Genomic DNA, 24,408 nt, shown 5'->3' on the forward strand with positions numbered 1-24,408 from the left:
ATTTTATAAAACGGTAATATATTTTTCCCCTTTTGGAACTACAGAACCTATAATTTTTGCTTCTATCGCTCCATTTAATTTCATATCTTTCACAAGTTCCTCTGCAAGTTCTTCTTTTACAGACATTAATAATCCTCCTGATGTTTGTGGGTCGTATAAAATATCTTGAACTGCTACTTCCACATCACCTACAACTTCTACATCTTTAGATACATAATGCATGTTTTTGTACATGCCAGCAGGTATAATTCCCATTTGTGCCATTTCTATTGCACCTTCAATAATTGGTACATGGTTTGATTCAATTTCAATACTTACTTCAGAAGCTTTAGCCATTTCTAAGGTATGACCAAGTAAACCAAACCCTGTTATATCTGTAACTGAATTTACATCAAATTTATCAAAACTCATTGCTGCGTATTTATTTAAATGTATCATTATTTCTACTACTTTATCTGCTATGTGTTGTTCTACCATACCTTCTTTCATAGCAGTATTTAATACACCTACTCCAATTGGTTTCGTTATAATTAACTTATCGCCAGGCTTTGCAGTAGCATTTGACAAAACTTTATCTGGATTTATAATTCCAGAAACTGAAAGACCATACTTAGGCTCCTTGTCATCTACAGTATGTCCTCCAACTAAAAGTGCTCCACTTTCTTTTACTTTATCAAATCCACCTTTTAATATTTCTGCAAGCACATCCATATCATGGCATGATGGGAAACAAACAATATTCATTGCAACCAAAGGTTTGCCTCCCATAGCATATACATCTGATAGAGAATTTGATGCGGCAATTTGTCCAAATACATACGGGTCATCCACCATTGGTGTAAAGAAATCCAAGGTCTGAATAAGTGCCATATCATCATTTAATTTATAAACAGCAGCATCATCCGCTGTATCTAATCCTACTAATAGGTTTTCTATATTATCATTTTTAGGTAATTGAGATAAAACTGATGCCAGAACCTCTGGCCCTATTTTAGCGGCTCAACCACCTGCTGTTGTCATCTCTGTAAGTTTTTTTTGTTCTTTTTTCATAAAAGTGCCTCCTTTACTAAATTTCCACATATACACACATATACATACATATTTATAATACCATATCTATAAGTAAGTTTTGTATTATATTTTAGTCTACACAAATTAAATCTTTTATATTTTCATATTTTTTATCTCCAATACCATTTACATTTTTTATGTCCTCGATTGAATTAAATTGTCCATTTTCTTCTCTATACTGCAAAATTTTATTAGCAGTAGCTTCTCCAACTCCAGGAAGAGAATCTAGTTCTTCTATTGTTGCTACATTTATGTTTGTTTTTTCTTCTTTAGATGCATTTTTATTATTTTTGGTTTTAGATTCTTTTTTTAATTCGTCGTTTTGATTTGGTTCATTGGAATCATTATTACTTGTCACAGATACCATCTCCCCTATTTTAGGTATTATGTAATGTTGCTCATCTTCTAGCTTTATAGATAAATTAACTCCATTTAAATCGGCTTCACTTGTTGTTCCTCCTAATAATTCTACAGCATCATAAAGTCTCTTATCTGTTTCTATGGTTACAATCCCTGGTCTATTTACTGCTCCACTTATGTATATAGTTATTTTTTTATTTTGAACACTTTTATCTATGTCTTTGACTACTTTATTGTGACCATCCTCTTCAGTTTTAATTGAGTTGTCTACATTATGTTTTTTTTCATTAATTGAATTTTTTTTACTTACAACATAAATATTATCGTTAAAAATATTCGATTTATAAACGATTACTGAAGATAATATTAAAAAACAGAAAACAAAAAATGAAATAAATTTTACCTTTTTTTTCATATATTAACCACTCCTTTCTTTTAATTATTGACAAATATATGCTATACTAAAAGATGAATTTAAAATTTGGAGGTTCACAATGAAAAGAAATTTATCACTTTTATTAATCTGTTTATTGATATTCACTTCATTTTTAGGAAGTTCTAATATCTCTTTTGCAGATGATGAACCAGCTATAGTTGCCAAACATGCAGTTTTAATGGACTATGAAACTGGAAAAATATTATACAATAAAGATGGAGATTCCAAACTTTATCCAGCTTCAACAACTAAAGCATGGACAGCTTGCATAGTTCTAAAAAAGGTTAAAGATTTAAATCAAGTAATAGAGATTAAAAATCTACCTCAAATAGATGGTTCTAGTATGTATCTAAAAGAAGGAGAATCCTTTACTGTAAGAGAGTTACTAAATGCTCTTTTAGTTCATTCTGCTAATGATGCCGCTTTTGTATTAGCTAGATATGTGGGTGGTGGAGATGTACAAAAATTCGTTGACCTTATGAATTCTGAGGCAAAAAAAATTGGAGCTAATAATACTCACTTTAATAATCCTCATGGATTGCCTGACCCTAATCACTACACTACAGCTCATGATATGGCTCTTATAGCTAGAGAAGCCATGCATAATGATATTTTTAGACAAATTGTAAAGACTAAATCACTTAAATTTGAGGCTACAAAAGCATACCCTTATGAAAGATATTTTGTAAACACTAATAAGTTTTTGACATCACATACTAAGATTACATATAAAGGTCAACCTATAGATATAAAATATGATATAGTTGATGGTATAAAAACTGGATTTACTGATGCTGCTGGTAAATGTCTTTTATCTAGTGCTGTAAAAGATGAAAGAAGAGTTATCTCTGCTGTATTTAACTCAACTAATGCCGATTTATATTTAGACTCACGAATCTTGATTGATTATGGATTTGATAATTTTAAGTGTGCCACTATTGTTGATAAGGAAAAATATGCTGATACTAAAAAAGTATTATTTACAAAACAGCATGAATTAGTTTATGAACCAAAAAATAGTTATAAGATATTTTTAGGAAAAAATGAATCTCAAAGTAACTATGATGTTAAAACAGAACTAAACAAAATTGATTTACCTATAAAAAAAGGAGCTAAGGTTGGTACTTTAAATATATACAATGGTGATAAGCTAGAAAATAGTATAGACCTAGTTGCAAAAAACAACCTTGATAGTAGTATTCCATTTATAACTAGTAATGATACTTTAATGACTTTAATTAAGATTGTTGCAGGAATTTTAATACTTTTAATTTTATTTATAATAGCTTCAATCATCAAGAAGAAAAATAAAAAAAATAACAGAAAAAAATCCAAAAGAAATATGAAAAAATAGTAATTATAAGAAAAAAATTAAATCTGTTTCTTCTTATAAAATAGGTACTGTTATAGTAATATGTATTTAATTTATTGAGACAAGCTCTCAAGATTATTAAATATAAAATACTATGACAGTACCTTTAATTTAAATTTATGTATTTTTCTGTTTTTGTTTATCATTAAGTTTACATTTTGAACAATTTCCAAGACATTCATCGACCATATCTAGACATTCATTAAATGCTACCTTACTACTATTCTTATGTCTTACAATTAATATATCTTGTTTTTTAGCTTGAGACTCAACCGTTCTAGACATCTTATGTGAAACTGTTGATGTGAGTATAACAACTGCATCTGGTTTTCCTATAGAATTATTTAATTTAGAAGACATAGTCGTATATACCTTTGTCTTATAACCTTTTTTCTTGGCCATAACCATATAATCTTTTTCCATTCTTTCATGACCACCAATCACTAATAAGTTCATTAGATTTCCTCCTATTTATTTGATATTGATTTTCATTATTATTTATATTATATATAATAGTATCTTGAAATAAATTTGTCAATACTTATTGATATTAATTATCATTTTAATAATAATTTTTTTGCTTATATTTATTTCCAATTTTACTCTTTTTAAACTTACTACTTTTATATACAATAAATTTTTAAATAAAAAAAGCTGTAGATTTGAATGTCATCACCCAAATTTACAGCTTTTTGAAATTTAATATATTATTTTAAATTCTTTTTTATTCCTTTATTTAATATACTCTCATAGTCGATAAAGTCATAAATGTCTTCCTTAAATGCATCTGAAAACTTATGTAATTCTTCTAATGTTAAATCTTCTATTGCCTTTTTATTGTCTTCACAATATATAACGATACTTCCTACTATTCCATGTGCATCTCTAAAGGCAACATTATTTTTAACCAAGTAGTCAGCAACTTCTGTTGCATTTAAAAATCCATTCTTTACTGCTTGTTTCATTTTGTCTTCATTTACTTTTAATGTAGCTATCATTCTATCCATTATCTGTATGCACATTTCAATAGTATGTACACTATCAAAAAAACCTTCTTTATCTTCTTGCATATCTTTATTATATGCTAATGGTATACCCTTCATTACTGTAAAAAGACCAAACAGATTTCCATATACTCTTCCAGTCTTTCCTCTTATAAGTTCCGCTCCATCAGGATTTTTCTTTTGAGGCATTATACTACTTCCTGTAGTATATAAATCATCTATCTCAACAAAGCCAAATTCTTGAGAACTCCAAAGTATCAACTCTTCACTTAATCTACTTAAGTGCATCATTATAATTGAAAAATCACTCATTAACTCTAATAAATAATCTCTATCACTTACTCCATCCATAAAATTATCTACTACTTTTTTAAATCCTAATTGTTCACAAGTTATATTTCTATCTATATCGTGTGTAGTTCCTGCCAAAGCTCCACAACCTAAAGGTGATTCATCTAATATTTCTATAGCATTTTTTATTCTTTTCTCATCTCTATCAAACATACTATAATACGCCATCAAATGATGTTTAAATGTTACTACTTGTGCTCTTTGAAGATGAGTATAACCTGGCATCATCACTGGATTTTTATCAGCAACATCTTTTATAGTTGCTTTAAATTCAGATATTAAATCTACCAAATCATTTGCCTTTTCTTTAGCATACAATCTCATATCAACTGCAACTTGGTCATTTCTACTACGTGCTGTATGAAGTTTCTTACCAACATCGCCAATTCTTTGAATTAAATTTATCTCAGTAAAACTATGTATATCTTCATATTCTCCATCTAATGCTAACTTTCCATTTTCTATATCTTCAAAGATTCCTTTTAAGCCTTCTGTTATAGTCTTTCCTTCTTCCTCTGTTAAAAGACCACATTTTACTTGCATATGAACATGTGCTATACTTCCTTCAATATCCTTTTTGTACAGTACACAATCATAACCAAAAGATTTATTAAATTCTTCCATAAGTTGATTTTCCGCTTTTCTAAAGCGTCCACCCCATAATTTCATACCTTTCACCTCATATTTTAAATTTTTTTATTTTAATTATAATATTTACATCTAAGTTAAAATTAAAAAATCTCTTGGTCAAAAAGACCAAGAGACGAAATATTCCGTGTTACCACTCTAGTTGATAAACAAAGTTTACCCACTCTATTCTCTTAAGGCGAGATTACCTACTACCATACTAAATTTCAAGTAGTATTCTCCAAAGCTCTTTTCAATATAAAGTGTTATCATTAGGCTCACACCATTCCTAACTCGCTGAGATTTTCTTTATACCTACTCTCTTCTTCACTGAATCTAAGTTTTTTATGTTTTATCTATTTGTATTATAATTACTATCAATAAAATAGTCAACCTCTTTTTTCCTGTATATACATTTTTTAAGAGTTAAGTGTTTTTTTTAACTCTAAGAATTTATAAATTGCCTTTGCAACTCCACTATCTTGATTGGTATCTGTAACATAATCAGCTTCTTGTTTAATTAATTCTTCTGCATTTCCCATAGCTATTCCAAGACCAGCAAATTTTATCATCTCTATATCATTATAATTATCTCCAAATGCAATTATATCTTCTCTATCTATATTCATCTTTTCAGCTAAAAATTTAACTGCATTGCCTTTATCAACACCTTCATTCATAACTTCAATATTGTTTGGCCATGAAGAAGTTATCTTTATACCTTGAACCTTTATCAATTCTTTTCTTATATCATCTAAAATAGACGGATTTTTTTCTTCTATGATTACAAATTTTAGTATATCATTTTTTAAGATTTCTTCTCTTAAATCGTCTTTTACAATTACTTTTGTCTCATTACCTAAAAATATACTTAACTTGTCCTCACGTCCCTCTATTTTTCTTGAAAGCATGGAATCTATACTATTACACTGATAGTAAATATCGTATTTGTCCAATACATCTAATATATTTAAACACGTTGTTGTGTCAATTTTATTTGAATATATTATATTTCCATTTTGCTCTCTTATCAATGAACCATTACAAGCTATTATTGGCATATCTTCTTTAAGAAAATCTACATTGCATTTAGCTGAATCGAAGGCTCTTCCTGTTGCTAAAGTTACATTAATACCACTCTCTATAACTTCTTGTAGTGCAGTTTTATTTTCATCTGTAACTTTATGATTATTTCCTAATAAAGTTCCATCCATATCTGTTACAATTAATTTATATCCCATAATCCAACTCCATAACTTTTTATTGTATACCTCTATTTCCTTAATATAATCTAAAGAATTACCCTTATTAAATTATATCATAACTTTCTACTTAAACTATTTCAATTTACAAAATTAATAACATTCATTTAACCCCTTTTAAGAGAAAAATAAATCGTTTCTTGTAGTATTTTTCTGAATATTTTCAATTTATAGTCTTATAATGCTAGAAATTTTACAATATATGATATATAATCATATTAAATAAAGTGAGCTATTATAATATTTATATTCATTTTTTACTATTATATATTTTCAAAATATTTTAAATCTAGCGACTTTTGTAACATTTATTATTGACTAAATAAGGAGTGATGAACTATGAAATTAAAAATTAACAAAGCTATTGAAATGCAGTTGAAAAAAAGTTATGCAATAGAATCTGGGCATTCAGAAGATGTATTTGAGATAGACTGTGGTGAAGGTATAAATACAGTTTCTTACTCAAATAAAGCTGTAGAAGCTTTTAATGCTTTAGAATTTGATATGATAAGAGGATACCCTCATTCAATTGCCTTAAAAGACAATATAGTTGATTATTGGAAAGACTTTATAACATTAGATATTGATAGAATCTGTTTAGCAGATGGTTCTATACATGTTATTTACCTTTTAAATAGACTATTTATTGAAAAAGGAGATAAGGTTTTAGGATATTCTCCTCAGTTCTCTGAATATGAAACAGATATAAAAATGCATGGTGCTACTTATGATTATGTTCTTTTAAAGAAAGAGGATAATTTCAAATTTAATGAAAAAGAATTTATTGAAAAAATAAATCCAGAATATAAAGTAATTTACATAGACAATCCAAATAATCCTACAGGACAAATTATACCTTTATCATCAATCGAAAATATAGTAAAAGAAGCATCTAAATATAATATCGCAGTTATGGTAGATGAAGCTTATGGTGAATACATGCCAAAAGAAAATTCAGCTGTAAAACTTCTAAATACTTATGATAATGTAATTGTCTTAAAAACATTTTCAAAAGGTTTTGGTTTAGCAGGACTAAGAGCAGGATATGCAGTTCTTCCAAAAGAACTTGTTGACCCTATTAAAAAGATTTCTACTCCTTACGAAGTATCTGAAATATCTCGTAGTATTGCAGCCAATTTACTAGATGATGTTCAATTTATAGAAGAATTAAAGGAAAAAACACAAGCTATAAAAAATCAATTATTAATTCCTTGGAAAAATCTTAATATAGCTGAAACTAATGATACTGTATCAATAATGACAGTTGAACATAAAAACAAAGACATAGATTTACAACAAGAATTTGCAAAGTTAAAAATAAGAGTTATATCTGGTAGTGACTTCACTGGACTTGATAAAAATTTTATAAGATTTAGAATGCCAGAAGAAAAGGAACTTCCTGAAGTTGTAAAAGCGTTCCAAATAATCGATAATATAGAGTAAATTATATAAGGGGCATATTGTTAAAATCAATATGCCCCTTTAATTTTTAAATTATTTTACTGTATTTCTGTTAATTAACTTATTAAGCTCCATTAGTATTGATGAAATCAATGCTAGACCTAGACAAATTCCTAATTGATATAGTCCAAACACTTCTGGTATAGAGAATATGCCTCTTAATACTGGTATTAGCGTTAAAGAGTAAAGCCCAAAACAAATTACAACTGCTCCTATAACATACTTATTACTAAAAAAACCTAATTTTATTACGGTTTGATTATTAGAACGTGCAGGTAATGTCTGCATTATTCTAGCTAATATCAATGTTGAGAATGCCATAGCTACTCCAAGTTCTGGAGATACTTGTAATCCTATATACTGTGCAATAATTGTAACTACACCTATTATACAACCTCTTATAGCTACTGCCTTCAATGTCCCTCCTGCTAGTATACTTTCATCTGGATGTCTAGGAGGTTTATCCATTATATTTTTTTCTGACCTTTCAAACCCCAACGCAATTGCTGGTAAAGAGTCATTTACTAAGTTTATAAATAAAAGTTGTAAAGCTGTAAATGGATTCGACCAACCTGCAAATACTGCAAACAATATAGCTACTATAGCTCCTAAGTTTCCTGCAAATAAATAAGTAATTGCTTTTATTATATTGCTGTATACTGTTCTACCAACCTCAACAGCATTTACTATACTTGCAAAGTTATCATCAACTAATACCATGGCAGAGGCATCTTTTGCTACATCAGTACCACTTCCCATACCTATACCTATATCTGCTTGTTTCAATGCTGGTGCATCATTTACACCATCACCAGTCATAGCAGTTATATTGTTTTTATGTTGCCACGCTTTTACTATACGAATTTTATTTTCTGGTGATACTCTGGCATACACACTTATATTTTCCAATTTTTCATATAATTCTTCTTCACTCAAAGCATCAAGTTCTTTTCCAGTAAGAGCTAAGTCCCCATCTTCCATTATACCAATTTCTTTTGCAATTGCCGCTGCTGTTGTTTTATGGTCACCAGTTATCATAACAGTTTTTATCCCAGCACTCTTTGCTTCTTTTACAGCATCCATCACTTCTTCTCTTGGTGGGTCTATCATTGCCATTATTCCAACCAATGTCATATCATGTTCATCATCAATTGAAGGTGTAAAGCCTTCTTCTGGAACATCTTTTATTGCGAAAGCTAATACTCTAAGTGCTCTATTTGAAAATTCTTCATTTTTATGCTTATATTCTTCTATTATCTCATCTGTTATATCTACTTTTGAACCATTTTTTAAAGCATATTTACATCTACTAAATACAATATCTGGTGCACCCTTTGTAAACATTATATAATCTCCATATATGCTATTTACAGTAGACATAAGCTTTCTATCTGAGTCAAATGGAATTTCATTGATTCTAACATACTTACTTCTTAATTTATCATAATCTAAATCATTTTTACTTGAATAATTTATCAATGCTACTTCTGTTGGGTCACCAACTTCTTTACCATCACTAGTTATATGAGAATCATTACAAAGTGTGGAAACCATAGTCAATAATTTAGCATGATAAGAATAGTTTACCTTTTCTTTATTTAACTCATCATTATTAGTTCCATACATGTAATAATCAACAACTGTCATTTTATTTTGCGTAAGAGTACCTGTTTTATCAGTACATATAACACTTGTTGAACCTAAAGTTTCTACTGCTGGTAATTTTCTTATTATAGCTTGTTTTTTTGCCATGCTGTTTGTTCCAACAGCTAATACGATAGTTACTATCGATGATAAAGCTTCTGGTATAGCTGCTACTGCCACGGCTACAGAGAACATGAATGAATCGAGAATTATCTGTGTCATTTCACCATTTCCAGCCATAAAGTAATTTCTTGCCACTTGAATTATAAATATTAAAAGAGCAAGTATTACAATACCTACACCAAGTTTTTTACTAAAGTCTTCTATTTTTTGTTGTAATGGTGTAAGTTTATTTTCAGCACTTTCCAAAAGACCAGCTATTTTACCCATTTCAGTATTCATACCTGTTCCAGTTACTACAAAAGAACCTCTACCGTAAACAACTACAGCACCACTAAATACCATATTTTTCTGGTCGCCTAAGCTTACATCTTCACTTATTTGCTCTGTATGCTTTAAAACTGGCTCTGATTCTCCAGTTAACATACCTTCTACCACCTTTAGAGATTGTGCTTCCATAAGTCTTCCATCTGCTGGTATGTAATCGCCAGCTTCTAAGAATACAATATCTCCAACTACTAAATCTTTTGCTGGAATTGTCATTTTTTTATTGTCTCTTATTACTTTTGCATTTGGTGCAGATAAATTTTTCAAACTTTCTAATGAACTTTCTGCTTTTTTCGTTTGTACGACACCTAAAACTGAGTTTATAATAATAACTGCAAAAATTATTATAGACTCTACAGTTTCACCTAAAAATATTTGTACTAAAGCAGCTATTAATAGAATTATTACTAGTGGGTCTTTAAAACTTTCTAAGAAAAGCTTATACGTAGGAACTTTATCTGCTTCTTTTAATTCATTAGCTCCATTTTTTTCTAACAGCTCTTCTGCTTTTTCTTTGCTCAAACCAGATAAGCTTGAGTCTAAATTTTTAATTACTTCTTGATAAGTACTTTTGTAAGACATTTGTTGCCCTCCTCTTTAATAAATTTATTTTATGTTTGGGGGCTCTTATGTATACTTGAAATTTAAATTTTTTTAAATAAAAATTCCTTTAATAAAAAAAGACCCCAAAACAAACATACTTAATGCTTATTTTGAAGGTCTTGCTATCAAGGAATTCCTTGCTAATTAACCGAGTATTTCTACTGTCTTGACGATTAATTACCACTTTCGTGTAAGCTACTCCCCTTCGAGTAGTTATCTTAAATTGTATTTACATTATATCACCTTATGTAATTAATAGTCTAGCTTATTTTTTATTTTAACCTAAATTTAACAAACTATAACTTAATTTAAATGTAAGTATTCTTCTAAAGTCAAATCATTCATTGCAAAGTTTTTGCTATGTTCAGTTCCAACATATCTATAATGCCAAGATTCATACATATATCCAGTTATATTCTCTTTGCCTTTTGGATATCTAAGTATAAAACCATACTTATATGCATTTTCATACAACCACTTAGCTTCTTTTGTATTATTAAACTTCTGATTTGCCCAACTAGATTGGTCATTTCCTCCAATATCAAAAGCAAGTCCAGTTTGATGTTCACTTTCTCCAGGCTTAGCTGAAAATCTATTTGCCTCTTTTTCACCATGTTCTTTCGCATACGACTTAAATAGTTTATCTTGATATTCATAACTTCTATATGTACTAAAAGCTTTTAAATTTAAACCTGACTTTTGAGCGTCTTTATTCATTTTATAAAAAGCATCTTTTGCTTCACTACTTTCTTGTGGAGAATATTCTTTAGGTAAGCTATACTCCTTATTTGCTACTATAATATTATTTATTGATAATACATTTACGCCCTTCCTGTATTTACTTAATTCAGATGTTATTATTTTCTTTCCTGCACTAGAACTATCAATAAACATTCCTATAAAAACTATAAATAGAGCAAAAACTATGGCTATACAAGTTTTCTTTTTCATATACTACACCTCCATAATTAGTATTTGATACAGAAAAATTTCAAGACATTTTCTTTCTTAGTATAATCATACCACTAATTTATTGCAATATATTTAAAGTATTCTTACGAAATTCTTAATTTCTTCTCTATATGACTAAAAACAACAACAAATTTTTCAAAATTCTCAGGTTAATGGTACATATATTGATTTTTTTTCCAAATAGTGTATAATATATCTATAGAAACTCTAAAGTACTCTTTAGTACTTTATGTTTTTATATGAAAGGAGATAGTAAAGTGACGGATAAACAAAGACTCATTATAACTATTGCACAAAGAATTTTTGACCAGAAAGGTTTTCAAAATACTTCGATACTAGATATTGTAAAAGAATGTAAAATGTCTAAAGCTACTTTTTATAAACATTTTGAAACTAAAGAAATTTTTATCTGCGAAATAATCAATTATTATGATGAAAAATTCTTGGAAATTATACATTCCATTAATGAAAATAAGGATATTCCATCATCTGAGAAGTTAAGAAGAAAGATAATTGCTGTATGGGAAAATATTTTTTCTAGAACTACTATAAACACCTATATAAGAGAAAACTTTTCTGAGGCGCAACGTAATACTACGAGTAAATTACAAAAAAAAACTCGAGCTAACTTATTGAATGAATACAAACTCAGTTTATTCGATAACTACGGGGATAAAATAGAAAACAATATATTCGATTTAGTTTTCTTATTGGATGCATTAATTCATCAGTTTACGTATATTATTCACATACAAAAAAGAGAAGTGAATGTATACTTTATTGCTGAATTCACTATACAAATTTTAGATTTAGTTGTAGAAAATATTAATAATCTAAATCCTTTAATTGAAAAATCAATGTTTTTATATGAACAAGAAGATGAAGCCTACTTTTCCATTCATAATAAATCGCTATTTTTTAAAACGATACAAGATATAGAGGAACTAATAAAAACGGATACTTCACTCCTTGAAAATCCCAAGCTACTAGAGGCAACAAAAAAATTATATATTGAGGAAAAAAATCAACAATATGATTCTTTAATCATGGATGCAATGATTACATACTTAGAAAAAGAAGACATTTTGAGACCAAAAGTACTTTTGTTGAACAGTATTAAAAATCAATTAAAAAAGGAGACGTTATAAATCATGGAAACCCAAAGTAATAACAAAAAAGGAAATTTAATAATAGCAATCGTAATGACTGGTGCTTTTATAAGCTCTCTTAGCCAGACATTATTATCAACTGCATTACCTAATATAATGTCAGATTTTAAAATTACTGCTGATGTTGGTCAGTGGTTAACAACAATTTATCTACTTATTGCAGGTATTATTGTACCTACAACAGCTTACTTGATAAATAGGTTTAGTACTAGAAAATTATTCATTACATCAATGACTATATTTTCCCTAGGATGTGTCATTGCACTTTTTTCTAATAGCTTTTCAACTATGCTAGTTGCTCGTGTATTACAAGCAGTTGGTTCTGGTTCTTTAATGCCACTACTACAGGTCATTATACTCTATTTATGTCCTGTTGAAAAACGTGGTACAGCTATGAGTTTAGTTGGTATCACAGTAGGATTTGCTCCAGCTATAGGACCAACTTTATCTGGATGGTTGGTAGATTCATTTGGTTGGCATAGTTTATTTTTACTTCTTTCACCTATAGCTATATTAGATGTTATACTTTCATTTATTCTATTGAAAAATGTTGGAGAAGCTCAAAAACTAAAATTGGATATACCTTCAATAATACTATCTTCTCTAGGATTTGGTGGTTTATTGATTGGATTTACTAATCAAGGTAATTATGGCTGGACTAATATTGCCACATATTTACCAATAATTATAGGAATTATATCATTAATATTATTTACATTACGCCAATTAAAATCTAAAGAACCATTTTTAGAGTTAAGAGTTTTCAAAAATAAACCATTCCTAATTTCTACAGTATTGATTATGATTGTGTATGCTTCAATGATGTCTGCTACATTAATGATTCCTCTATATATACAATCTGTAAGAGGTTTTTCTGCACTAGTTTCAGGTTCTTTAATGATGCCAGGTGCTATACTGATGGTTGCATTAAATCCAATTGCAGGTCGCCATTTAGATAAATATGGACCTCAAGCTTTATCAATATTAGGAACTGGCTGTTTATTTTTAGGAACTTTGTCTTTTGCTTTTTTAGGTAAAGATACCTCTTTAATTCATGTATCATTAATGTATTGTATACGTATGATTGGTATTTCACTAGTTCTAATGCCATTAACTACTTGGGGACTTAAAACTCTGGATAGGGAACTTATATCTCATGCTACAGCAATAAATAGTACACTTAGACAAATATCTGGTGCTATAGGCTCTGCTGTACTTATTACTATAATGACATCTGCTACAAAAAAAGCTCATATGAGTTCAGCTATTCTGTCTAACATACATGGAATGGATGTTGCATTTTCAACAGCTGCTACTCTTGCATTTATTGGTTTAGTTATTTCTATATGTTTTATAAAAGAACGTCAAATTATTAGAGGCTAACAAAAAGAAGTTAATAAAAAAGGAGTTGTCACATGAACAGTTTAAGTTTGCTATGTAATAACTCCTTTTTATTTATTTTAATCATCATATTTTTAATTATGCTATATTTTCCTATATAGGCTCTATACATTGAACACTCAGTTATTTTTGCCAAAATAATTGTTTCTAATCTTACATACATTTTTTGTCATTATTTTTCTAATAAAATGCACATAGATGAAGTTTTTTAATTTTGATAGATGTTGTGAATGAGTAGAGAAAAATACATCTGGTGAAGAAAAAACACCATAATCATATGCTATAGCTTCTTTTTGAATAAAAGTATCTTTACCATCCCAATCAATAGATGTGTTTTTCAAATCATTTGTGGCTATTGCATACTTTTTGAATGTTCCATTCTGGTTAATAAATTTCTTCTGAATTGCTTCTAAATATTTTTTATCAGTTATTACTCCCTCTAGAGCAATCCATTTATCTTGATAAAATACCTCTACCCAAGTATGAAGAATATATTTTGGTGCTAATAATGAAATCAATTTAGATGTAGCGCCTCGTTGAAAGTCTTTTGTTACATTAAAAGCATGAAGCCTACAAGGGATATTCACTGAACGCAATAATGCCATTAAAAGAGTAGCTTTTGTATTACATTGTCCCATACCTTCATTTAGTACCTGTGTTGCCCTCAACATATCAGAAGCATTATAGCCAAATAAAATATCATTTTGGACAAACTCATAAATAGATTTTATTTTATGAAAATCATCTAAATCTAACCACTTCTTAAGTGATACCAAAAACTTAAGTTGTGGGTCACTATAGTTTAGCATTTTTGTTTCTTCTAAATATTCTTTATTCATAATAAATCCCCTTTCTTAATACAACTTCATTATATAACGAGAATATTTAATATACTTTCAAAAACTCGCTATCTTTTAAAGATAAAGAAACGGGCATTCCCATCATACGCTTAACTGTTCCTGCAAAATGTGATGGAGTGTCGAATCCAGCAATCATAGAAGCTTCAGTAACATTTTTCCCAGAAAGCAATTCTCCAAAAGCACGCTCCATTTGATGAAGTAAAATATAGCTTTTTAAAGGTATACCAATTTGCTCTTTAAACAAATGTGATAATCTACTTGCTGATAGTGCCACTTTATCTGCAAAGTTTGAAATCGTATGATTATCACAATTACAAGTATGTAATAATTGAAGCAATTCTGTAATTCTATCATCATAGTATTTGATAGTTTCAGGGAAATTCAAATAGTTGTTAAGCATTTTCATAAACTTTAAATACTGTTCTTCACTAGATTGATATATCAAAAAAGTTCCTTGTTGACGTAATTCATCTAATCCATCTTTTTCACATATCCAATATCCAAAATCATTCATTTTTGAGGTAAGCTGTTCTGCAAATATAGATGTAGGTTCAATAAGAGCAGAATAATAAACTTTTTTTCTTGCTGAAAATGAGTGAGAGATATTTTTATCTACTACGATACAATTACATTTAACTAATTTTTCATTGACTGTTATTTCAATGCTGTCTTCTATTCCTATAAATAGTTGTAACATCCAATGGCTATGTTTATCTGCCTCTAAATGATTTGTAATCATACTAATTCTATCTTCTTGCCAAAAAATTTTATTTATAATGTTCATTGTATCACTTCCTTCTTCTAAAAATATCACTCTTTATTTTAATAGATTGTCCTATATTTGTGAATACATTTTGATAAAAGACCTGCAAAAAGGCATGAATCCTTAGGATAAAAATACCCAAGAATTCATGCCTAATCTAATAGCTACATGTTCCAAATTATATATTCTTATAATACAGCTATTACTTCTATTTCAACTTTAACATCTTTTGGTAATCTAGCAACTTCTACACAAGCTCTTGCTGGTTTATTTTCTCCAAAATATTCAGCATAAACTTCGTTTATAGCTCCAAATTCATTCATATCTTTTATAAATACTGTAGTTTTAACTACATTTGAAAAATCAGCTCCACTTTCAGCTAATATAGCTTTAAGATTTTTTAAAGATTGAGCAGTTTGAGCTTGTACATCTCCTTCAACTACTTCCATAGTCTCTGGTACAAGAGGAACTTGTCCAGATACAAATAATAAGTTTCCAGCTTTTATAGCTTGAGAGTATGGTCCTAAAGCTGCTGGTGCATCATTAGTATGTATTACTTCATGTTTCATTTTAAAATCCTCCTAATTCGTTAATCTGATACATATAAAATGTATCTTCATACACTATTATACTATTTTTCTTGTATATTATATACACTTTTTACTATAATTCTATAATTTTAAAACCTTTGTCTTCTATAGCTTTCTTTATTTTAGCTATATGGTCATAATCTATTGTCTCTAGTATAAATTCCGCACTTTGTTTTCCTAGAGCTTCTCCTGCTGATAATTTACCTTGATTAGCACTTAAAATGTTTCCACCATTCTCACTTATTATTCTAGTTAATTCAGCAAAGTTTCCTGGCTTGTCTTCCATAATTGTACTAAATGAATATCTTCTTCCTTCTTTAGCTAAAGCAACACCTATTATTCTATATAATGTATTTATGTCTATGTTACCACCAGATATTATACAAACTACATTTTCATCTTTTGCTGGTACATACTTACCACTTAATATAGCAGCTGTACATACAGCTCCAGCACCTTCTGAAACTATTTTTTGACTTTCCATCATAAATAATATTGATTCTGCAATTTCTGTTTCTTCAACCACAACTATTTCATCAACTAATTCGTTTATTATTTCAAAAGTTAAATCTCCTGGAGTTTTAACAGCTATACCATCAGCTATTGTAGTATCATTAAATGCTGTTGTTACTTTTCCATTTTTAACTGATTCTTTCATTGAAGGTATATTTGCAGTTTGAACACCAACTATTTTCACATTAGGATTTAATGCTTTTGCAGCTACAGCTACACCAGAGATGATTCCACCTCCACCAACTGGGCATAATATAGTATCAACTTTATTGTCTAATTGTTCGAAAATCTCAAGAGATATAGTTCCTTGTCCTGCTATAACATATTTATCATTGAATGGATGTAAGAAAGTTGCTCCTGTTTCTTTTTGTATTTCAACAGCTTTTGCATACGCGTCATCATAAACTGCACCATTTAAAACTACTTCTGCTCCATAACCTTTAGTTGCACTAACTTTTGCTAAAGGTGCAGTTGCTGGCATTACTATTGTAGATTTTATACCAGTCATTTTTGCCCCTAATGCAACACCTTGAGCATGATTTCCTGCACTTGAAGCTATAACTCCATTTGCTTTTTCTTCATCTGTTAAACTTGCTATTTTGTTACAAGCTCCTCTTAATTTAAAAGAACCTGTTTTTTGAAGATTCTCACATTTATAGAACACATTTGCTCCTGTTTTTTCGCTAAGTTTAACACTTTCAAGTAAGTCAGTTCTTTTTACTATGTTTTTGATGGTCTCTCTAGCTTCTTTCACATCTGTTAAGGTAACGTTTATCATTTTATTCCACTCCCGTAAATCCAATTTTTGTTTATTACTTTCTATATAATTCTATATCTTTTTTTTTTAAAAATCAACATGTAAACGATTTTTATAATTTTTTAATTAATCACAAAAAAACTAAAAATACAACAATTGAATACAATAAACACATATCTTCAATTCGTTTAAATTACATTAAATGATAATTTAAAAATATATTTTACAATTTTATCAAAATAACAATGTATTCTTTATTATTTTTATTAAAATTTGTATTTTATATTATTTTATTTACTTACAAACTATTTTTTTGGCTTTTTTTAATCTTATTAAAGTTAACAAAATAATAATAAACATATATTACTAAACAACTTCAATTTAAAAGAAAGTTTTACTTTATTTTTATTCAAAATTAGAAAACTATACATTAATAATAAAATATAATAAAAAAACTAAAATACCAATAAAATTGAAGATTTCTTTTATATAACAATCATTTTTTATTAAAAGGTGTTTTTTATTTTAATATATATTTAATAAGGTTAAATAGAATAATCATTTTAATTTTATACTTTACTTTTTCTATAAACCTATTATAATTAAAGTATAATCATTTTGCTAACTTGTTTATTTTATTATAAAAATGTGAAACTTATTACATAAGGAGGAATTTAACATGAAAAATAATACTTATAAAGAAATCAAAAACATATATGGAAAAATAAGCCCTTTTGAATTTAAGGACAAATTAATAGATATTGCAAAATACACTGCAAAAGAAAATAACAGAGAGTTACTTGATGCAGGTCGTGGTAATCCAAATTGGACTTGTTCAACTGCTAGAGAAGCCTTTTTTACTTTTGGTCATTTTGCTATTACTGAAACTCGTTCTAATTGGGATTTAGGTCATTTGGCTGGAATGCCTCAAAAGAAAGGTATAAAAGAAAGATTTTTTAAATTTATAAATGAAAATATAGATATGCCTGGAGCATACTTAGCTAGAGATATTATAAACTTTGGTATAAATGAACTTGGATTTGATGGAGATGAATTTGTTCATGAACTAGCTGATGGAATTATTGGTGATAACTATCCACTTCCAGATAGAATGTTACCTCATATGGAAAAAATAGTGCATGATTACTTGGTTCAAGAAATGAAATATGATATATCAGGTAAATATGGTGATGTAGAGATTTTTGCTGTTGAAGGTGCTACAGCTGCCATGTGTTATATTTTTGATTCATTAATGGCTAATGAACTACTAAAAAAAGGTGATACTATAGCTTTGATGACTCCAATATTTACACCTTATCTTGAAATACCTAATCTTCCTCGTTATGATTTTAAAGTTGTAAATATAAATGCTAATGCAGTTGATGAAAAAGGTGCTCATACATGGCAATACACTAAAAAAGAATTAGAAAAACTTCGTGACAAGTCTATTAAAGCTTTATTTGTTGTTAATCCTAATAATCCTGCATCTATAGCTATGGATGACACATCTTGTAATAACCTAATAGATGTGATTGAGAATTATAATAAAGATTTAATGATAATATCAGATGATGTGTATGGAACTTTTGTAGAAGACTTTTCATCATTGATGTCAAAACTTCCTTACAACACTGTTGGGGTTTATTCTTATTCAAAATATTTTGGAGTTACAGGATGGAGACTTGGTACATTTGCACTTCATAAGAAGAATGTTTTTGATAAGAAAATAAATGATTTAACTGGAGAATTAAAAAAATCAGTAGATAAGCGTTACAGTGATATGAGTCTTAATCCTTCTAGTCTTTCATTTATGGAAAGAGTTGTTGCTGATAGTAGACTTGTTGCTCTTAATCATACTGCTGGTCTTTCTACTCCTCAGCAAGTACAAATGGCATTTTTCTCTGCATTTGCCTTAATTGACAAAGTTGATGCCTACAAAAAACTTAATATGAGTATCTGTCATAGACGTCAAAAACTATTGTTTGAAGCTTTAGAGCTTCCAATCAATGAAAGTAAAAATAATGCTGCATATTATACTCAATTTGATATTGAAGAATGGGCTAAATTAAACTATGGAGAAGATTTATTTAAATTTATAAGTAAAGTTTCTGCTCCAGTGGATGTTCTTTATAAATTAGCTAATGACTATTCTGTAGTCTTACTTAGTGGAAATGGATTTTATGGTCCTGAATGGTCAATCAGAATATCTCTAGCAAATTTATATGATGAGGCTTACACTAAGATAGGAAAAGCTATCAGAGAAATACTAAATGGTTACATTACTGAATGGCAAAAAACTAAGAAATAGTTATATTACACTGAAATATCTAAATTATATGAATAAAAGAATTTATGTAGACCTTAGCTACTTTTTTTGATATAATCCTATCGGAATTATAAATTTTATTTATGAAAGGCAGAGAATAGTATGAGTATTAAGAAAAAAGTTGCCATAGTTTTTACTGGTGGAACTATATCTATGACAGTAGATGATAAAGTAGGAGCTGCTATACCAACTTTATCGGGGGAACAAATATTATCAATGGTTACCAATATTGATAAAGTCGCAGATGTGGAGGTCTTTAACTTTGATGAAATTCCAGGACCTCATATAACGCCTTATAGAATGATGGAATTGAAAAATTATGTAAATGATTTATTAGCAAGAAAAGATATTACAGGAGTTGTAATAACACATGGTACAGATAGTTTAGAAGAAACAGCTTATTTTCTAGACCTTACAATTGATAACATTAAACCCGTAATAGTCACAGGTGCTATGAGAAGTAGCTCTGAGCTTGGATATGATGGTTCAAGTAATTTATCTGCTTCAGTTTGTACTGCTGTATCTAAAGATGCTATGGGCAAAGGTGTTCTTGTAGTCCTAAATAACGAAGTATTATTAGCTTCTGAGGCTACTAAGACAAATACTCTTTCTTTAAATACATTTAAATCTTTAACTAGTGGTCCATTAGGAATAATTGACTGCAATGAACTTGTTCTTACAAGAGATATTGTAAATAGAACAATTATAGATACTGATAAGGTAGAATCTAAAGTTGCTTTATTTAAAGCATATGTAGGAGAGAATGCAGATTTTATAAGATTTGCTGTTGATAGTGGATATAAAGGTATAGTTATTGAGGCAATGGGTAGAGGTAATATTCCTCCTCATATGCTTTCTGGAGTTGAATATGCTAGAGAAAAAGGACTTCCTGTTGTTATAGTTTCTAGATGCCACTCAGGTAGAGTGTTTGATAGCTATGGTTATTATGGTTCTGGTAGAGATTTAAAAAATCTTGGATGTATATTTGGTGGAGACCTTCCAGGTCAAAAAGCTAGAATAAAACTTATATTAGCACTTGGGAAAACTGATAATCTTGATGAAATCAAAGACTTCTTTGAAAAAGGAATCTACTGTTAATTATAATAAATCTTAAAATAATAAACCCCTATTACAATTTTTAATTAACTTGTAATAGGGGTCTTATTTTATCTTATAGTTTTGATTTATTTCACAACTACATTGACTAACTTCTTAGGTACAGCAACAACTTTAACTATAGTTTTACCTTCAACTAATCCTTTTATTTTTTCATCTTCTAAAGCTACTTTTTCCATTTCTTCTTTAGATATATTTGAGTTAACAGTTAATTTTCCTCTAACTTTTCCATTAACTTGTACAACAACTTCTATTTCATCTTTTACCAAAGCTTTTTCATCATACTTAGGCCAGTCTATATCAAATACACTTCCATCTTTACCTATCATAGTCCATAATTCTTCACCTAAATGAGGTGCAAATGGTGCTATTATAGTTACTATAGTTTGTACACCTTCTTTTATAACTGCTTCATTTATATTATCTAATTCTTTATATTTATACATATCATTTATTAATTCCATAAGAGCTGATATAGCAGTATTAAATCCAAATTTTTCACTTAAATCAGCAGTAACTTTTTTAAGTGTAGAATGTATAGTATATCTCATATCTTTATCTTGAGAATTTAATTCTCCAAACTCTACATCCTTTTTAACTACATCTGCTAACTCATCAACCAATCTATAAACTCTATTTAAGAATCTAAAACATCCATCAACACCTTGCTCTGACCAGTCTAAATCTCTTTCTGGTGGTGCTGCAAATAATACGAAAAGTCTTGCAGTATCTGCTCCATACTCATCAATTATATCCATAGGTGATACTGTATTGCCTTTAGATTTACTCATTTTAGAACCATCCATAAGAACCATTCCTTGAGTAAGTAAGTTTTTAAATGGCTCATCGAAATCTACCATACCCATGCTCTTAAATGCTTTTACAAACCATCTTGCATATAATAAGTGCATTATAGCATGTTCCACTCCACCTATATATTGGTCTACTGGATGCCATCTATTAACTAACTCTTTACTAAATGGCTCATTTTCATTATTACTATCCACATATCTTAAGAAATACCAAGAAGAATCTACAAATGTATCCATAGTATCAACTTCTCTTCTAGCTGGTTTTCCACAGTGAGGACAAGTTGTTGACATAAATTGCTTTGAAGTAGTAAGTGGAGATTCACCTTTTCCAGTAAACTCAACATCTGTTGGTAAAAGAACTGGTAAATCTTCTTTTTTAACTGGAACTATTCCACACTCATCACAATAAACTACAGGTATAGGACAACCCCAGTATCTTTGTCTTGAAACTAACCAGTCTCTTAATCTATAGTTAATAGTTCTCTTTCCTCTACCTTCTTTTTCTAATTTATCTATTATTCCTTCAAATCCTTCTGAAGCATCTAATCCATTAAACTCTTCTGAATTTATTATTTTGTTATCTTCTGTTATTACATCTATTATATCTAAATTATATTTCTCAGCAAAATCTCTATCTCTTTCATCATGTGCAGGAACTGCCATTATAGCTCCAGTTCCATATTCAACTAATACATAATTAGCTATCCATAAAGGAACCTTCTTACCATTTAAAGGGTTTATAACATATCTACCTATAAACATTCCTTCTTTTTCTACATCAGCAGCTGTTCTTTCTATTTCTGTCATTGTATGCATTTTTTGAACGAAAGCTTCAACTTCTGCTTCATATTCAGTACCAGCAACCAATTCTTTAACTAACTCATGTTCTGGAGCAAGTACCATATAAGTAACTCCATAAGTTGTATCTGGTCTAGTTGTAAACACTGTCATAGACTTATCAGTTCCATCTATATCAAAAACTAAGTCTGCTCCTGTACTCTTACCTATCCAGTTTTTTTGCATTATTTTAACCTTTTCTGGCCATCCATCTAATGTATCTAAATCATTAAGTAATTCTTCTGCAAATTCAGTAGTCTTAAAATACCATTGCTCCAAATCTTTCTTTAATACTGTTGCTTTACATCTCTCACATGCTCCTTGAACAACTTGCTCATTTGCAAGAACAGTCTCACAAGAAGGACACCAGTTAACATAAGATTTTTTCTTATATGCAAGCCCATGTTCTAAAAACTTCAAAAATATCTCTTGAGTAAATCTATAGTATTCTGGAGTTGAAGTTGCTACTTCCTTATCCCAATCATAGCTAAGACCTAATAAATTTAATTGTTCTTTCATTTCTTCTATATTTTCCATTGTCCATTTGTGTGGATGTATACCATGTTTTATAGCAGCATTTTCAGCCGGCAAACCAAAAGAATCCCATCCCATTGGATGAAGTACATTATACCCTTCCATTTTTTTGAATCTTGCGACAACATCACCTATAGAATAGTTTCTAACATGACCCATGTGTATCTTTCCAGATGGATAAGGGAACATTTCTAATGTGTAATAATTAGGTTTTTCAGTTTGTGCTGTATCCATTTTATACTGCTTATTGTCTTTCCAGATTTTTTGCCATTTCGATTCTACTTCTTTAAAATTATATACGCTCATATTTTGCCTCCTATTTTAGTTGTGTTCAACTACCTTATTTAATATTATTTACTTATAATTTCCAAATAATGCCTTGAAAATAAAAAATCCCCATCACTAAACTTACGTTTAGGGACGAGGATAAATCTTCGCGGTACCACCCTAATTAGTCTACATTATATAGACTCTCTTAGATAGCTTTTAATCCAGCTATGGAGAATAGATTTCAATCTAGTAAGTTCAAAGTTATATAATATTAGTTCTCACCTTCCACTAACTCTCTGAAAAAATATAATCTTTTACTGCTCTAGTCTATTCAATTTAATATAATTTTTGAAATTTTCTAACTATAATAACATATATTATCATGTTTATGCTAATGTGTCAATATCTATATAAGGCGCATCTTTCCATAATTTTTCTAAATTATAAAATCCTCTGTTTTCCTCATTAAATACATGAACCATTACATCTCCATAATCAAGAAGTACCCAAGTTTGAGTGCTTTGTCCTTCTTTTCCTCTTGGCTCTAGTCCTAGTTTTGCTAATTCATCTTCTACATTATCAGCAATAGCTTTTACCTGTCTCTGAGAAGATGCTGTAGTGATAATAAAGTAATCGCACAAACTAGAAACTTTTCCTATATTTATTATAACTGTATCTTGACCCAGTTTATCTTCTATGGCATCATATGCTATTTTTGTCATTTGTTCCACTGTCATATAAAATTCCTCACTTTCCTAATTAAAATACACTTAGTTATTGTAACATATTAATACGATTTTGTAACATAGTCAATTTTAAATTTATTAATATATTTGCCTTTATGTATGTT

The 24,408-nt window shown here is 29.1% G+C and carries 19 protein-coding genes and 1 other annotated feature; of the genes, 6 read left to right on the top strand and 13 right to left on the bottom strand.

Annotation, left to right across the window (positions count from 1 at the left end):
* Positions 1-3: 3 nt before the first annotated feature.
* On the bottom strand, positions 4-1,050 hold the full coding sequence (gene selD, locus Q3304_RS03670; RefSeq protein WP_407813785.1) for a selenide, water dikinase SelD: 1,047 nt from the start codon (positions 1,048-1,050) through the stop codon (positions 4-6).
* Between the two features lie 91 nt (positions 1,051-1,141).
* A complete protein-coding gene (locus Q3304_RS03675) occupies positions 1,142-1,846 on the bottom strand; it encodes a helix-hairpin-helix domain-containing protein (protein WP_407813786.1) in 705 nt (234 codons plus the stop codon).
* A 79-nt stretch (positions 1,847-1,925) separates the two neighbouring features.
* On the opposite strand from Q3304_RS03675, the gene Q3304_RS03680 reads away from it, so the two are divergent.
* On the top strand, positions 1,926-3,221 hold the full coding sequence (locus tag Q3304_RS03680; RefSeq protein WP_407813787.1) for a D-alanyl-D-alanine carboxypeptidase family protein: 1,296 nt from the start codon (positions 1,926-1,928) through the stop codon (positions 3,219-3,221).
* A gap of 135 nt (positions 3,222-3,356) precedes the next feature.
* Here the strand turns inward: Q3304_RS03680 and Q3304_RS03685 are convergent, their stop codons facing one another.
* The 3 genes from Q3304_RS03685 to Q3304_RS03695 form a co-directional block, all read right to left on the bottom strand.
* Positions 3,357-3,695 (bottom strand): DUF2325 domain-containing protein, encoded by a 339-nt coding sequence (locus Q3304_RS03685; RefSeq protein ID WP_021385441.1) that lies wholly within the window; start codon positions 3,693-3,695, stop codon positions 3,357-3,359.
* Between the two features lie 251 nt (positions 3,696-3,946).
* Entirely contained in the window at positions 3,947-5,263 is a 1,317-nt protein-coding gene (gene argH, locus Q3304_RS03690; protein ID WP_074178451.1) for an argininosuccinate lyase, read from the bottom strand.
* Positions 5,264-5,350: 87 nt separating this feature from the next.
* Positions 5,351-5,561 (bottom strand) — a binding site (T-box leader).
* 79 nt (positions 5,562-5,640) lie between these two features.
* Positions 5,641-6,462 carry a Cof-type HAD-IIB family hydrolase gene (locus Q3304_RS03695; RefSeq protein ID WP_219673240.1) on the bottom strand — a complete coding sequence of 274 codons (822 nt, stop codon included), beginning with the start codon at positions 6,460-6,462 and terminating at the stop codon, positions 5,641-5,643.
* Positions 6,463-6,822: 360 nt separating this feature from the next.
* Between Q3304_RS03695 and Q3304_RS03700 the strand changes: the two genes are divergently transcribed.
* A complete protein-coding gene (locus tag Q3304_RS03700; protein WP_407813788.1) occupies positions 6,823-7,926 on the top strand; it encodes a pyridoxal phosphate-dependent aminotransferase in 1,104 nt (367 codons plus the stop codon).
* A 51-nt stretch (positions 7,927-7,977) separates the two neighbouring features.
* On the opposite strand, the gene Q3304_RS03705 is transcribed toward Q3304_RS03700, so the two are convergent.
* Both Q3304_RS03705 and Q3304_RS03710 read right to left on the bottom strand, forming a co-directional pair.
* Entirely contained in the window at positions 7,978-10,617 is a 2,640-nt protein-coding gene (locus tag Q3304_RS03705; RefSeq protein WP_407813789.1) for a cation-translocating P-type ATPase, read from the bottom strand.
* 324 nt (positions 10,618-10,941) lie between these two features.
* A complete protein-coding gene (locus tag Q3304_RS03710; RefSeq protein WP_054271107.1) occupies positions 10,942-11,589 on the bottom strand; it encodes a D-alanyl-D-alanine carboxypeptidase family protein in 648 nt (215 codons plus the stop codon).
* A 278-nt stretch (positions 11,590-11,867) separates the two neighbouring features.
* Here Q3304_RS03710 and Q3304_RS03715 point away from each other — a divergent pair, with 278 nt between their 5' ends.
* Both Q3304_RS03715 and Q3304_RS03720 read left to right on the top strand, forming a co-directional pair.
* Complete coding sequence (locus Q3304_RS03715) at positions 11,868-12,758, top strand: TetR/AcrR family transcriptional regulator (protein WP_074178455.1); 891 nt, start codon at positions 11,868-11,870, stop codon at positions 12,756-12,758.
* Positions 12,759-12,761: 3 nt separating this feature from the next.
* Positions 12,762-14,162: an MDR family MFS transporter gene (locus Q3304_RS03720; RefSeq protein WP_054271109.1), complete on the top strand. Its 1,401-nt coding sequence runs from the start codon at positions 12,762-12,764 to the stop codon at positions 14,160-14,162.
* A gap of 137 nt (positions 14,163-14,299) precedes the next feature.
* Here Q3304_RS03720 and Q3304_RS03725 read toward each other — a convergent pair whose 3' ends face one another.
* The 4 genes from Q3304_RS03725 to ilvA form a co-directional block, all read right to left on the bottom strand.
* On the bottom strand, positions 14,300-15,019 hold the full coding sequence (locus Q3304_RS03725) for a transglutaminase-like domain-containing protein (protein WP_407813790.1): 720 nt from the start codon (positions 15,017-15,019) through the stop codon (positions 14,300-14,302).
* A 46-nt stretch (positions 15,020-15,065) separates the two neighbouring features.
* A complete protein-coding gene (locus Q3304_RS03730; protein ID WP_054271111.1) occupies positions 15,066-15,824 on the bottom strand; it encodes a helix-turn-helix domain-containing protein in 759 nt (252 codons plus the stop codon).
* A gap of 167 nt (positions 15,825-15,991) precedes the next feature.
* Positions 15,992-16,372, bottom strand: coding sequence for a RidA family protein (locus Q3304_RS03735; RefSeq protein WP_003416451.1), 381 nt, complete (start codon positions 16,370-16,372; stop codon positions 15,992-15,994).
* A gap of 94 nt (positions 16,373-16,466) precedes the next feature.
* Positions 16,467-17,684, bottom strand: a complete 1,218-nt coding sequence (gene ilvA, locus Q3304_RS03740; protein ID WP_054271112.1) for a threonine ammonia-lyase — start codon at positions 17,682-17,684, stop codon at positions 16,467-16,469.
* A gap of 658 nt (positions 17,685-18,342) precedes the next feature.
* On the opposite strand from ilvA, the gene aspD reads away from it, so the two are divergent.
* A complete protein-coding gene (aspD, locus tag Q3304_RS03745) occupies positions 18,343-19,971 on the top strand; it encodes an aspartate 4-decarboxylase (RefSeq protein WP_407813791.1) in 1,629 nt (542 codons plus the stop codon).
* Between the two features lie 120 nt (positions 19,972-20,091).
* Positions 20,092-21,087 (top strand): asparaginase, encoded by a 996-nt coding sequence (locus Q3304_RS03750; protein WP_054271114.1) that lies wholly within the window; start codon positions 20,092-20,094, stop codon positions 21,085-21,087.
* An 86-nt stretch (positions 21,088-21,173) separates the two neighbouring features.
* Here Q3304_RS03750 and leuS read toward each other — a convergent pair whose 3' ends face one another.
* Complete coding sequence (gene leuS, locus Q3304_RS03755) at positions 21,174-23,594, bottom strand: leucine--tRNA ligase (RefSeq protein ID WP_074178459.1); 2,421 nt, start codon at positions 23,592-23,594, stop codon at positions 21,174-21,176.
* 350 nt (positions 23,595-23,944) lie between these two features.
* The gene (rsfS, locus tag Q3304_RS03760; protein ID WP_054271116.1) at positions 23,945-24,295 is read right to left on the bottom strand and encodes a ribosome silencing factor; all 351 of its coding nucleotides are present in this window, start codon (positions 24,293-24,295) and stop codon (positions 23,945-23,947) included.
* Positions 24,296-24,408 lie beyond the last annotated feature (113 nt).

The sequence above is a fragment of the Clostridioides sp. GD02377 genome (genome assembly GCF_045899875.1).
Lineage (GTDB): Bacteria > Bacillota > Clostridia > Peptostreptococcales > Peptostreptococcaceae > Clostridioides > Clostridioides difficile_A.